Here is a 13851-nt window from a genome sequence, read left to right as displayed (position 1 = left end):
TGGCAGTTCGTTGAATACCAGGCAGCTTTTACTCGTTGGAAAGCTCGATTCGTGATCGCAGCCGTTGCAAGTGCTGAAGGCTCGACATCAGAGATGCATGCTCAACACCGAAATCCACCAAGCAGGCAATTTCATCAACGCCAATCCGCTTAAGTTGCGTCACGGTGTCGAAGCATGATTCTTCTGTACCAATGAGTGAACTTGTTTCGAGATATCGATCGAGAGCATAGTCGAGTAGCATTTCCTCCTCCTCTGGACTCAGGCGAGCATCATTCGCATCGATGACTTTGCCAAAAGAAACGGCCTTTGTATGCTCCATGTGGCTTCGCAGATAAGCCCTCAAAGGAACTTCGACCTGAGAGCGTGCATCGTTCGGACTCGTGGAAAGAAACGTATGAAGCATCAGAGTGACGTGTCCAGCACGTGGGTCATACCCGTTTTCTTCCAGCGACTTGCGGTACAAGCCAATCCGTTCCTTTAATTCGGCGACAGAAAGTCGCAAGAGCGAAGTCAAGATACCGGCGTTAAGCTGCCCTGCTTCAGTAAAGGTCTCCGCACTGCGAGAAGTCGTGAGCCAAATGGGTAGTTGACTTGAATAGGGACGGGGAAAGATTTGAACTTCAACCCTGTCGCCCGACCCGGAACATCCTTGATACGTACCACCTTGCCAGAGGTTTTGCACGGAAGCGATTGTTTCAAACATCCGTTCTTTACGATTGCCGAAAGCATCGGGAGCAAACACAAAGTCATTCGGATGAAATCCACTCCCAAACGCAACGCCGACTCGACCTTTCGAAAGATTGTCGACGACCGACCATTCCTCAGCGATCCTGATCGGATGGTGCAGTGGCGCCACGACACTCCCACCGCGAATGTGGATTTGTTTTGTAATCGCCGCGATAGAAGCCCCTAAAACAGTTGGACTCGGGTAAAGGCCGCCGAATTTATTGAAATGCCTTTCGGGCAGCCAAATACTGGAAAATCCAGCTTTATCCACAAACCGAGCAGCTTCCATCAAAGATCGATATCGATCTTCGCTGTTTGCATTCTCGTCGCCGGCAAAGAAAGAAAGACTGAAACGCATAGCCTGCTGCTGACCGCGCCGACCATTGTCCATCGCGGATTCAGCAGAAGGCAATGGTTCTACGACGGTAGCGATGTGGCTTGAACGCCTATTGTCCGAACTTGGGGTAGCACCCCTTGGACTGTCCCGTCCAGTCTTCTTCTGTAGAAGATTGCAAGCCAAGCGAGTCACATCGCTGACTGTCGGCGCCTTAAAGAACTTACTGATAGGAATGGAAATGGCGTGACTTGCTCGAATTCGAGAAATGACCTGCATCGCCATCAACGAGTTGCCACCGGCCGTCAAAAAACTCTCGTCCTTGTCGATCTCATCGATTCCAAGAATTCGACAAAACAAATCAGCAACTTGTTCCTCCAATGCATCTATTCCGGATTGGTCGTCATTGAGGTCGCCCCTTTGAACCTCCTTCTTGTCATGCTCAATCGAGGATTTTTGAGAATCCTTACACAACACAAAGCTCGAAAATCGCTCCAGATCGACTGCTAAGCCGTGCTTTTGAAGTTGGTTCAGAGCATCAAACAGATGATTCACTTCACTCATTTCGGAATACGAGGGTGGACTTGTCGTCAGAAACCGCGATGTTTCACTCTTATCGAAATGGGCGGAAACGAGTTGGGACATTGAACCCGCTGAGCCGATTTCGAGGAATGAAACGTTAGGTCTCGCGGTCAATTCTTGAATCACCCTCAAAAATTGAACAGGTTCTCGCATCTGACGCACCCAATAGTCTGCCTGCCTAACCTCATCCGGATCTGCCCAACGCCCATGCAAACAGGAAATGAAAGGGCGGAGAGGTCGCTGCAGATCTTTGCTCCCAACAAATTCTCGGAAGGGATCCAGGACAGGGTCAAGCATTGCCGAATGAAAAGCACGCGTCACAGGGAGCCGTTTTGCCGCAATACCTTGCGTTTTCAATTGTCTCGCGAGTAGATCGATTCCATCCGGGCATCCGGAAAACACACACTGCCGACGTCCGTTGATCGAAGCTAATGAAATCTTGTCAGAAAGAAATTGCTCCGTTTCATCAACGGAAACAGCAGCAGCAAGCATCGCACCAGGAGGCATTTCCTGAATCAACTGTCCTCGCTTGGCCACAATTTCTAGGCCTGTATCAAACGAGAAAACTCCGGCCAGACAAGCAGCCACATATTCACCCACACTGTGGCCAACAAAGCCAGACGGATCGACTCCTATTTCCATTAAGGCTTGACTGAGCGCGTATTCTATCACGAACAGGGCTGGCTGGACGAAAACCGTTTGTTGATAGATCGAATCCGAATCTCGAAAACTGTCAGCCTGAGCGAAAAGAACTTTTCGCAGATCTAAATCCAGCCAATTGTCCGATTTCTCCAGGCAAGCATCCAACTGTTCAGCATAAAGTGGCCAAGCTTCATACAGTGAACGAGTGGCCTTACCCCATACCGTACCCTGACCAGAAAAAAGGAAACAGAGATTCGAAGAAGTAAAAACTCTAATCATGGCAGCTACTTCAAGCGCGACGACGCTTCGTAAGGAATGAACTAATTAACACTAGCTCCAACTAGGCGGAAACACGCCAGCAAAATGCCCAAGTTCTCTGAAAACTAATACATCCTGGCCATTTCGTCAGCGATTTGGCGCGGAATCTAGAGACTTATTGCCAGCCGATTTATTCGTTACAACGATCATCCCTTTTTGCAACACAGTTGAGTGGTGTACGAAAATCGAGATTAAAAAACCGGTCAGCTCACATTGACTCTTCGGCAGGCTCCGCCCCAATCACCAATGCATGGGTTCGAACTTTCACAGCTCATATTCTTTACCAGTCATCGGACGCTCGGTTGGCAACGCCAGGGCATCGTTTCCATCGGTTCACTCCTGTACCTACCCCTTGGGTGCGGGAGAAATCGCTCCATCATTTGCGGTTTGGCTCAGGAACGATCATGATGAAACTAGATTCGCCTTTGAATCCCGTTGTCTCGAGGAACCAAGATCATGCAGATCGGAATCAATCGTCGCCAGTTCGTTACCGTTACGGCGGGCACCGGACTGGCTCATGTGATCGCCTCCCAGCCGATGTCGGCAGCCGACTCAACCGAAAACCTGCGGCTGGGCAGGTTCCGATTTGACGTCACGCCACCCGCGGGACATTCGTTGTGTGGAGGTTGGATCAAACCGGTGACCGGCATCGACGACCCACTGGAAGCAGTTGGATACGTTCTGCTGGGTGCGGGCAAGCCGATCGTGATCTGCGCGGTTGATTGGACCGGATTACTCAACTCGGCTCATCGGCAATGGCGACAGGCTTTGGCGGATGCAGCGGGAACATCCATCGATCGTGTTGCCGTGCAATGTGTCCATCAACACAACGCTCCATTCGCCTGTATGGACGCCGAGCAGATCATTCTAGAACAAGGAGATTTGCCACACATCATCGAGCCCCAATTTTTCCAGACTTGCCTCACTGCAGCTCGCAAGGCGGTCAGTCAAGCGATCGCAGAAACGGTTCCCGTGACTCATATCGGGCGTGGTGAAGCGAGAGTCTCGAAAGTTGCGAGTAACCGACGCATCATCGGTCTGGACGGAAAACTAATTTCGCAGCGAGGCAGTTCGTCGCGCGACCCCAAGCATCATCGGTACCCAGAAGGACTGATTGACCCAATGCTAAAAACGATCGCTTTTTACAACGGAGACAAAAAACTAGTCGCCTCCCATTTCTATGCGTGTCACCCGATGAGCTACTATGGTGACGGGAGGGTTAGCGCGGACTTTTGTGGGTTGGCTCGAAAGCAAAGACAAAGCCAAGAGCCAGACTGTCTTCATCTTTATTTCAACGGCTGTGGTGGCAACATCGGTGCAGGCAAGTACAACGATGGTTCAAAGCAAGCTCGTGTTGACCTGACTCAAAGAATATTCGACGGTATCGTCACTTCTGAAGCCGACCTGAACCCGCAACCTATCCGCCAACTCGCATGGCAAACTCACGACATTTTGCCACCCCTCAATCCGAATTTCGATGAGTCGGAGCTGATGGCCGGAATTTCAAATCGTGAAAACAAGATTGTCTCACGAAATCGACCTTCGTACGCGGTCGCGTTCATCCGCCGTATCAATGCACGGCTCCCGATCACACTCAGTTCGTTACACGTAAACGACGTTTCTCTAATGCACCTGCCGGCCGAGTGTTTCATTGAATACCAACTTCGCGCTCAAGCCGCAGCGCCCAACCGTTTCATCGCCTGTGCGGCCTATGGCGATGGCGGTCCCTGGTATATCCCCACTGAGGAGGCCTATCCTCAAGGAGGCTATGCCGTCAGCGTTGCTATGTGCGGGCCAGAGATGGACTCGATACTATCCAGCGGCATTCAAACGCTGCTGCCCAAAACGTAGCGAATCCGAACCGCACACTGTAGCGTCGCAGACAGCATGGATCGTCTTGCCAACTGTTGGTTGTTTCAGATCAAGGCTGTGATTTGTTGACAGCAGTTGACGATTGGCGGTAACGCACTCTCTTTTCCAGAACTATCGAGATCTTCCCTGCACTGTTTTCTGCTCCGGCTTTCAGATGATCAGGAAACTTAGCGAGATGGCCGTTGAATATGGGGCATGGTCCCCATGCGCCCTTAAATACCCGCAACGCGCAGCGTAGAAAACATGAATCGTTCGAATTAGCACGATGCTACCAGAATGGATTCCTAATAACGATGTGGCGATTTGCGTTGAGTACCCACCTACGTCTAATTAGGCTGGAAACGACAGCCAATTAGGACTCCAGATTGACATGGCAGCGGACCTGACAAATTTACACTGCTCGAATTATTAAAGGACATCGATGCAATCGCTCACGATCGATCATCTGCACCCTCTCCTGATTGTAACCGAAGAGGACCATGACACGCCGCCTGGACACCTTCGCTTCTTCCCGATCAATGAGTTAGCGGATGAAGCCAAACGACTTTCAGACTTAGGGCTGAACCGCTGCAAACTCTATGTAAAAACGAGAAACGATCTCAAGGATAAAAAGGCGAGTCAAGGGCTAGAAAAGAATTCCCTGATGGTTCGCGCCGTCCAAGAGATCATGAATTCGAATCCCAATATGAAGGTCGGAACGGAGGTGTGTGCATGCGCCTACCATTCGGACGGCGAATGCGTCATCACAAATCCAAATGGCATCGACAACATGGCGACCCATCAGCTGGTCAGCGAGATAGCGGTTCTTCATGCAGACGCCGGTGCCCGAACGATCGTCGCAGGATTGACTCACCCCGGATCCATTGCTGCCATCCGTGATGCGCTCGATTTAAACGGTCATCCCAACGTTTCCGTGATCGGATCTATCCAACTAAGAACAGGGTTCTACGCACCCTATCGAGTCATGATGGGCACCGAACCAGAAGCGGGAGAAACGTTTCGCTCCCATCTGCTTCCCTCTGACGATGAAGCTATCATGGCAGCCGCTTGCCAGTACGTAGCGGAGGGTGCTTCGATCTTGAGCATTCAACCTGCTTTACTCGGTGTGCCACTCATCTCGAAGATCAAAAGTAAGGTTGATGTTCCGCTGTTCGCCTACTCAGTTTCAACAGAACTAAATCTTGTTCGCGATCGGCAAGAGGACCTTTGGCTTGCAGAAGGTCAAGAAGCAATCTTCGCTGAATACTTCAACATGTTAATCCAGTCGGGTACGGATGGAATTCAAACCTACGTCGCTAGAGAATTGGCCACTTGGCTATTGGATCAAGACTTGTTGAATTAGTAATGTTGGACACCGATGATCACATTCCTAACAACTTCTAAAGACCGTTATACGATTCACGGATACAAGAAGATTTGGGGCGCATCCCTGGCTCACGTATTGCGGTCGCTTTCCTATGAGCGGCTTTTTCGAATGCGTTCCGTACCCGGAGGCGTTTACGTCTTTGCAGACCTCGATCGGCTCTCGACCGAAAAGAGAAAGAAGGCCGGGGATTGGTATCAGCTGATCAAAGAGGCAGGTGGGACTGTCCTCAACGATCCACTGCGATTCGTAGGGCGCCTTGAGCTACTGCAAGCGCTCCACCAATCGGGATTCAACCATTTCGGTGCCTACAGACTGGGTGAACACGATCTCGCCCGATTTCCCCTTTTCCTTCGATACAGTGACGGGCACGACGGCAACGGATCGGATCTGATCCACGAACCGGCAACATTGGAGTTGGAGATCGCCAAGCTAAAGGCGAAGAAAAACGGTCGTCAACTGATTGCAGTGGAATTTCTTGATTACAAAGAAGCAGGATGAACAATTCTATAAATACAGCCATTTTCGTGTCGGCGAACGGTTGATATTTGGTGGCATGGTATGCGGCACTTCCTGGTGCCGAAAGCTGGCCGACAACTTGGCCTCAGCGACCGTCGATCGAGAAATTCGCGCCTCTTCAGAAATCAAATACGACAAGCCGCTAATGCACTGCTTCGAAACAGCTCAAATCGATTTCGGTCGTATCGACTACGCCATTGTCGACGGCGAAGTGCAGGTCTTCGAAATCAACTCCAACCCAGACATCGGCATTTCCTGTCCATTGGGAATGGAACGCTGGAAAATACGTAGTCGCTGTTATCAGCAAATCAACGAAGCTTTTTGGGAACTCTATCGCGCATCAAACAGGGAAAGTCCGATCGAAACGCCCGGTTCCTTTAGCGCAGCTTCTTTTGTCGAAGAATTAGTAACATGGCCTCGACTATGCGCGAAAGCCATGCGCAAAGCTCGCCAACCCGGCGGTTGACTATACAGAAGCTGTTTACTGTCTCTCATTTATTTCGAAAGGCATACGGTAGATCCACATTCCATCGCAAAGACATCAGTTTAAGCAGCCTGTCTTGCGAGACCTCATGCACAACTTCGGCCGACACCCATAATCGCCGACACCCATAATCTCAGGGCAATCGTTCCCCTGTTTTCAGACTTCCGGCTGCACGAGACATCGAGGCCGCATAATCAAAACGAAATGCAAATCTTCGTATACAAATACCAAGAATCTCTACTAACAGCGGCCAACCGCGAATTACTGTAAATTTGAACAAGGTTCTTTGAAGCATTGTCTTGTTCCATATCGCGAACAGGCTCCACAGTTATTTAAAAAACAGTTTCACGAAACAGATCAGCCACCTTGTCTAATTACCTGACGGTTATTGAATTTCGCGGTAAGGGTAAATTGACAATCGAAGATCAACCTCGAATGCGCTAACACAAGACATGCCTAAACGATGAAACTGTCTGTTGTCATCCCATTCTATAACGCCGAACAGTACATCGAACAATGTATCGAAGGGCTACTTTTGCAATCGTTGCCGACGAATGATTTCGAAATCATCATGGTCGACAATAATTCGACAGACTTGTCGGCCAAGATCGTGGGTCGCTACCCCCAGATTCATTTGCTGCAGGAAACCAAACAGGGATCTTACGCAGCTCGAAATCGAGGAATCAGTGCCGCCAAGGGTGAACTCGTTGCCCTCACCGATCCCGACTGCGTGCCTCGATCCGACTGGCTTGAGCAGGCGTTGATTTCCATGCACTCAGCCGACGTGCAAATTACTATTGGATCACGTCACATCGCCATTCCGCACAAGAATCTCTCGTTGCTTTTTGATTACGAAAATCAGAAGGACGCGTATATCCTGAATAGCGAAATGGCTGGATGCTATTACGGACATACCAACAACATGGTCGTTCGTCGTGCTCTATTTGACAGCTACGGTCAATTCGACGAGGTTAACCGTGGCGCTGATACGATGTACGTGCGTTCCATCGTAGACAGCCTCTCCACCAATTCGGTTGCCTATAACCCAGAGATGAGCGTAAAACACCTTGAAGTCGACTGTCTCAGCACCTACTTCAAAAAAGTACGAGCCTACGCCCGTAGCAGACAACGCAATAAAATATTGCAACCCACCCAGTCCATAGGTTTCGCCGATCGATGGAGAATCTTTCTTCAAACAATCCGCACTCGCGATTACCCCTTGATGGATCGGCTGAAACTGCTGGCCATGCTCATGCGGGGGATGCTGGACTGGTCCGTCAGCGACCTGAAGGAACGCTGGAAAATCAAAACCGAAACTCTTCCAGTCAGACAAAACCTATCCGCTTCGGCTTCTCCCAAACGATCGCAACACTCTAGGCCAACGTCTTTCGAGACAATGGATTGAAGCGTCCAGCAAGGCCGTTTAGCAGATTCAATCGTCCTTGACGCGGCAAGCGGTGAAAATCTGCGACTGAGCCCATCGATATCAAAACAACGGTAAGGATGCCCCAATCGAGGCGACTCGCATCGCACCCGTTCACAGCGATGCAAATCGGGTAACGGATACCATTCTCTTTCTATCTCGGCTTCCCCAAGGACACGAGACTGTCTATAACCGCGATCCGGTACGAAAAACGCAACGGATCAGGCTCGCTGGATAATCAGGCTCGCTGGATAATAGGATGCTCCTTTTCTGTCGCTGTTTGATGCATTCCCGTTTCGATCAGCCTCCGACCACGATTTCATTCCTCGCCACCGAAAAGATTTCCGCCGTTCAGCATTTGAAAGCCATCATTCATGCCACTGATCTACAGCTTGGTATTTCTTGGTTTCTTTGCCGGTGCATTGGTTTCTCCGGTCATGTCTCCGATGTTTCTCCATCCCCAGGAACACGGGGTGCTGTCCCATGACACCAGCGGTGCGACGCGAGCCTTCCTATTGGGTCTCGCCATGGCAATGATCAAACTGGGAGAATTTTTTGGCTCGCCCATCTTAGGTCAGCTTTCGGATCACTTAGGGCGCAAGATCGTATTAGCAGCCGCCATGGCGATCACGGCAATCGGTAATTTGGCCATTGCACTCGCCATCGCAGGTGATCAGGTCTGGGTGATCATCGCAGGCCAATTTTTCATTGGATTCGCTGGAGTCTTACTGGTGCTCGCGCAATCCGAAGTTGCTTCACAATCGACGGGGAAGGAAAAGACCCAACGATTTGGATACATTTACCTGGCCAGCAGCCTCGCCTATGTTTTCGCGCCTGTCCTAGGCGGTCACCTGGCAGACAAAAACTATCTGCCGTGGGCTTCTTATTCCTTACCGTTCTATGTTTCGACAGCGATCTGCTTGCTATGCACCTTCCTGATTCTTTTGCGTTTCCCAAAATCAGTTCCCAAAAAAAACAGCGAAGCGCCCGTAAAATTAACGAGAGGCATCAGCGAACTTGGCGAGGCTTTTCGACTGGCACCTTTCCGATCTCTACTGATTGTTAATTTCTTCATTTATCTCGGCATCGACTTTGTCTTTCAATTTAACCCGGTCTATTTTGTGCAAAAGTGGAAGTTCAGTTCAGCAGAGGTCGGCTGGCTAATGTCCTACACCAGCGCATCGATGGTGCTCACGCAATGGCTGTTAATCAAGCCAGCCGGCAAACGTTGGACACCGCGAATCGTGACAACCGGCAGTGCAATCGCGTTGGGCATCTTGCTCACGCTGCAGATTGCACCGGAAAATTGGCAATGGCTCTGTTTGATTCTGCCATTGGTTGGCGCAACGATGGCTCTTGCAACCACGAACATGTCAGCACTGCTTTCGGACAACGCCCCGACCGATGCACAGGGTCGCATGCTGGGCGTATCGCATTCCGTTCGCGTACTGGGCTCCGCCCTGCTCTGTTTCACCGGCGGAATTTTGGCCGGACTCTCTCCTCAATATCCGATTCTGATCGGCGCAATCGCATCGATCTTTTCGGCGGGATTATTGATTTATGGAGGTCGCAAATAGCTCCAGCCAGGCCAAGCGGTTCTGGAACAGGCGTTCGCCAATCGACTGAGTCGTCCTGTATGCTGCCAAATGAGAAAGAGGAGCGCTCAAACCTGATGTCCTGGCTCCAACCGCCGCTACGGGACGGGCGATAGGCCCACGATGAAGACCCTGGTGAATCGGTCACAGCATCACCCGGAAAATCTCCACACCCATCCTGGATGAGCTGATCGACAAGCACAACGTCGGCCCGGATCGCAATCCTTGATCGGGCGGTAGGCGACCAAGCTGCCACCCCAGCGTGAACATGAATCAAAGTCAAGAATCACGACGAGCCACCAACGGTTGAATCGATCGATTTGGCTCTTTTCGTAATTTCAGGCTCAGCTAGTAGGATTTTTCAATGAAATACTGGCAGCGAATATAAGTTCGTGCCAGGCGATGAAAAACCCAACGAATCGATCGGCTCGGTCTCTTATATTTTTTGATCAATTCGTCATTTGTTTCATCTGCCATTTTGACTCGATTCGTTTTGATGGTGAGATCATCTGTAACTTGCATTCCCAGATGGTCCAAGATGTCTTCCACCGCATTTCTCGAATCTTGGACAATTTGATCGTACGTCAGCACCAACGGCTCAAGATCGTTCTGGAGAAAAAAATGACGCCATCGATCATCCACGATCTTTGCGTCTTCGATGTGATAGCAAATTTGGAACAGCGAAACGTGGTGATCAAACGCAGCTGACTCTTGATCCGGTTCGGATGAAAGACGCTTCCATTCGAGCGTCTTCAGCGCCTTGAGATGAGAGACCGACTGCGTTAACTTATCCTCCCGATCGAGGAAGACAAATCGAGTCGACTTGGGAAACCATTTGCCAACCTAGCTGGTCGCTAAGCGACGATATTTCCGGGATCGACGAGCGCTCGCTGTCAGGAAGCAAAGTTGCTTCCAATGGAGTTTGAACCAACCATGCGTGTCAAATTGTCCCTGCAGATAGAGGTCAAGTTTTTGGCGATCCCAATCAATCGTGCAGGCATTATCTGACCGATTGGGATTCAAGACTTCATGTCCTTTCGTACGAGTCCAAAAAAGCCGGTGTTAACAAGAAGATCACAAAGCAGTCCAGAACCCGTTCGTGGATTGCAACAGATGACTAAAGGATCGGGCAAATCAACGCTACCCTGTTCTCCATTTCCCATACCCCGAGCCTTCAACTACGTGCTTTTTTATCGGTCTCGTGACTGCTTGATCTCGCAACGACTCCAGGTGCACCTTAACCCCATTTCCTGGCCGCAGTGTTACTCCGGCAAACGGTTTGACGGAATGGCTGGAATCGTCATGAATTCGAAAACGTGCCAAGATGGCTGCCAGAATCAAGGAACTCTGCAAACGATCCAACGGAGCACCAATGCAGATATGAGGGCCATTACCAAAAGGAAAGTACACCGAACGAGGCGGGCTCAAAGCGTCAGGAGCGAAACGGTTTGAATCGAATCGTTCTGGATCGGAAAAATGATCCGGATGACGATGCATCACATAGGGACATAGATACAAACGACTATTCGCTGGTACCTTCGTACCAGATGGAAGTGTGGCAGCTTTGATAGGCGTTCGCACATAAATCCAAGTTGGTGGATAAAGTCGCCAACTCTCCTCGAGAGCTGCTGTGATCATGGGAAGTGACTTGAGACATGTCGGACTCGGGTGACGCCATTCCTGATTCGCGACAACTTCCTCCCGGAGGATGTCTTGAAACTCAGGATGCTTTGCCAACAGATACAGCGTCCAAGAGAGACCATCTGAGGTCGTTTCATAGCCCGCAGTCGTAAGCGTCAAAACTTCATCCCTCACCTGCTGATCCGTCAGTTGGGTTCCGTCTGGCAAACTGACACCAGACAGCAACGATACGAAGTTGCAATCCTGACTCGCCCCCTGCTGATTGCGTCGCCGCTCGCGTATTGCCCGATAAATCTCCTTATCAATGATTTTCATTGCCCATTGATATCTCCGAACAGTAGGCGTCGGCATACGAGTTCGAAAAGGCATGCGACCATTAATGACATATTCGTTATAGCGCCGGCGGTGCGCAATGGCCTGTCCGAATCTTGAGTCTAGATTATTAAAATCGTTACCGAAGACCATCCCGATCAAGATTTCGAGTCCCAACTGCGTCATCTCATTTGAGATGTCTAACGTTTGCTGATCATGCCAAGTGCGCAACCGTCTTTCTGTGTGTGCCTGAATTGATGCCGTAAAGGGCAATGCAGCGGAATTCACAAAGATCGGTTGCAGGCCACAACGAAGCAGTTGGTGTCGATCACCGGCGCTGGTTAACAAGCCTCTGCCGGCACGTTGCCGGCCTTTCTCGCTAACCAAATTTGGAGTTTTTACAAAGTCACGAGCTCGGGAAACAAGCACGTAATGAATATCGTCCGGATGAGTCAACATGAAGGTGGATTCACCGAATCGCATCCGGACAGCTTGGTCATAAGGGATGTTACCTCGAGACAACAAGCCAAGTCGCCGACGGATAAACCAGGGCAATTGACACGAAACTTCTTCAGGGTGGCTTTCGCTTAACGCTCGTTTAAGCATTTACGTTACTTCCCTCGATCATCCTCGAAATAATCTCACCCGTCATGTCAGCCGAAGGGGATTCACCGAATCGCTGCAGCCACGTCGGTGCCATATCCGGCACCGCTACCTCTCCCAGATCACCCTGTCCTTGAATATCGGGGCCCGCTGCTGCAAAAAACCCCTGTAACTTCTCCTGACTGTCGAAGAAATGACTCGGTTTCGGCTGGACGAGTTCTGTCTTTGGATGCTTGACGCGGTCAAGAAATCTCGGTCCAGGTTTCCATTCAACGAACAAGTCGGGGAGCAGTTCCGGTGGTCCTGCACCAAAAAGGTCAACTGCCCTTGCCGTGCGTCGGACGGCAGGCTTCCCTGTCTTCGGATCCGTCAACAAGGCAAAATCAGCTTCGATTCGCGACAATAACTCTTGATATTCCGAGCCGGATTTGACAATCCCCTGAGGTTCCCGGTCCTGTAGATTCACGCGAATGAATCCCGTTGAAATCGATGGAATTGCAAATGCCGTCGTGCAACTCCAGTTGGTCCCGTCACGGAGGCTGCTACCCAACAGCTTCTCCTGCGTCGACCTGGGCAAATGATGGCTGATCGCTGTCCTCAGCGACTCTGGCATGATCATTCGCGCGAGCGAAATTGGGTAAAACTTCTTTTTCTTAGCTGACGAGGAGGCGGTCCCGGCAGACTGATCCGTCGCTTCTTGATCGAGCAAAACATGATAGCCCAGTTGGCGACAAAAATATTCCGACAACGTTGAAGTGAGATATTCATCGCGCATTCCATACAGCGAAATGATCATGACGTTCGCGTCTTTCCCGATGAGTTCAATTGCTTGTCCCATCTCACGATCGATCGCCTGATAGAGTCCCAGAATCCCACCAATCAACTCGGGCACATCAACGGGCTTATCGACTCCAATCGCATCAGCACGATATTTCCAACAATAATGACTACCAGCATCCGTTTCCGAAAAGAATGCCGAGACAAAATCAACATTTCCCTCTTCAAGCAACATCCTCAGCAGCCGACCCTTTTTCTCGACTCTCTGATTCAGCTTTCGCACGTTTGCAATTACAGCCTCGACCTTTGGATTCGGCTGAAAGGGTATCTTCAGCTGCGGTCCAAATATTTTGCAGATCGACTTTTCAGCTCCCGGAGGTTGAATCTGCGGTACACAGATCGATCCATGATGTGTCGCCAAATCTGAAATTTGAATTCCATCAAGACCCGGTACTGGATTCGTGTCTGAAACGTCAATCGTCAGAACTCGACGATTCTTCAGTCGGCTCCAAAATGGCAGCGCCTTTACATCACCGGGTTTTACCTGGAAAGTCTCATACGTTCGTGGCTTGAGTTGGCGATAAAAGTAACTGCCATGATGCTTCCGAGAGATCCCACAGAAGAGTGAGAGACTGAGACCATATTCGGCAATCATCTCCG

The 13851-nt window shown here is 50.3% G+C and carries 9 protein-coding genes and 1 pseudogene; 6 read left to right on the top strand and 4 right to left on the bottom strand.

The window, feature by feature from the left end:
- Window positions 1-28: 28 nt before the first annotated feature.
- Window positions 29-2563, bottom strand: coding sequence for an LLM class flavin-dependent oxidoreductase (locus tag P8N76_26010; protein ID MDG2385152.1), 2535 nt, complete (start codon window positions 2561-2563; stop codon window positions 29-31).
- A 495-nt stretch (window positions 2564-3058) separates the two neighbouring features.
- Between P8N76_26010 and P8N76_26005 the strand changes: the two genes are divergently transcribed.
- The 6 genes from P8N76_26005 to P8N76_25980 all read left to right on the top strand — a co-directional run bounded on the left by P8N76_26005 (window position 3059) and on the right by P8N76_25980 (window position 9840).
- On the top strand, window positions 3059-4453 hold the full coding sequence (locus P8N76_26005) for a hypothetical protein (GenBank protein MDG2385151.1): 1395 nt from the start codon (window positions 3059-3061) through the stop codon (window positions 4451-4453).
- A 442-nt stretch (window positions 4454-4895) separates the two neighbouring features.
- Entirely contained in the window at window positions 4896-5816 is a 921-nt protein-coding gene (locus P8N76_26000) for a hypothetical protein (GenBank protein MDG2385150.1), read from the top strand.
- Between the two features lie 15 nt (window positions 5817-5831).
- The gene (locus P8N76_25995) at window positions 5832-6338 is read left to right on the top strand and encodes a hypothetical protein (protein MDG2385149.1); all 507 of its coding nucleotides are present in this window, start codon (window positions 5832-5834) and stop codon (window positions 6336-6338) included.
- Window positions 6316-6822, top strand: a complete 507-nt coding sequence (locus P8N76_25990; GenBank protein ID MDG2385148.1) for a hypothetical protein — start codon at window positions 6316-6318, stop codon at window positions 6820-6822. Before P8N76_25995 ends, P8N76_25990 begins: the two co-directional genes overlap by 23 nt.
- A 481-nt stretch (window positions 6823-7303) precedes the next feature.
- Complete coding sequence (locus P8N76_25985; GenBank protein MDG2385147.1) at window positions 7304-8245, top strand: glycosyltransferase family A protein; 942 nt, start codon at window positions 7304-7306, stop codon at window positions 8243-8245.
- A 392-nt stretch (window positions 8246-8637) separates the two neighbouring features.
- Window positions 8638-9840, top strand: a complete 1203-nt coding sequence (locus P8N76_25980; protein MDG2385146.1) for an MFS transporter — start codon at window positions 8638-8640, stop codon at window positions 9838-9840.
- Window positions 9841-10206: 366 nt separating this feature from the next.
- On the opposite strand, the pseudogene P8N76_25975 reads toward P8N76_25980, so the two are convergent.
- From P8N76_25975 to P8N76_25965, 3 genes and pseudogenes are all read right to left on the bottom strand, one after another.
- Window positions 10207-10668, bottom strand: a pseudogene (locus P8N76_25975) (Stf0 family sulphotransferase).
- Between the two features lie 330 nt (window positions 10669-10998).
- Window positions 10999-12417 carry a cytochrome P450 gene (locus P8N76_25970; protein ID MDG2385145.1) on the bottom strand — a complete coding sequence of 473 codons (1419 nt, stop codon included), beginning with the start codon at window positions 12415-12417 and terminating at the stop codon, window positions 10999-11001.
- Complete coding sequence (locus P8N76_25965) at window positions 12410-13846, bottom strand: hypothetical protein (protein MDG2385144.1); 1437 nt, start codon at window positions 13844-13846, stop codon at window positions 12410-12412. Before P8N76_25965 ends, P8N76_25970 begins: the two co-directional genes overlap by 8 nt.
- Between the last annotated feature and the right edge of the window lie 5 nt (window positions 13847-13851).

The sequence above is a fragment of the Pirellulaceae bacterium genome, from assembly GCA_029243025.1.
Lineage (GTDB): Bacteria > Planctomycetota > Planctomycetia > Pirellulales > Pirellulaceae.
Note: the sequence above shows the minus strand (reverse complement) of the source record. Positions and strands in the feature narration are given on the sequence as shown.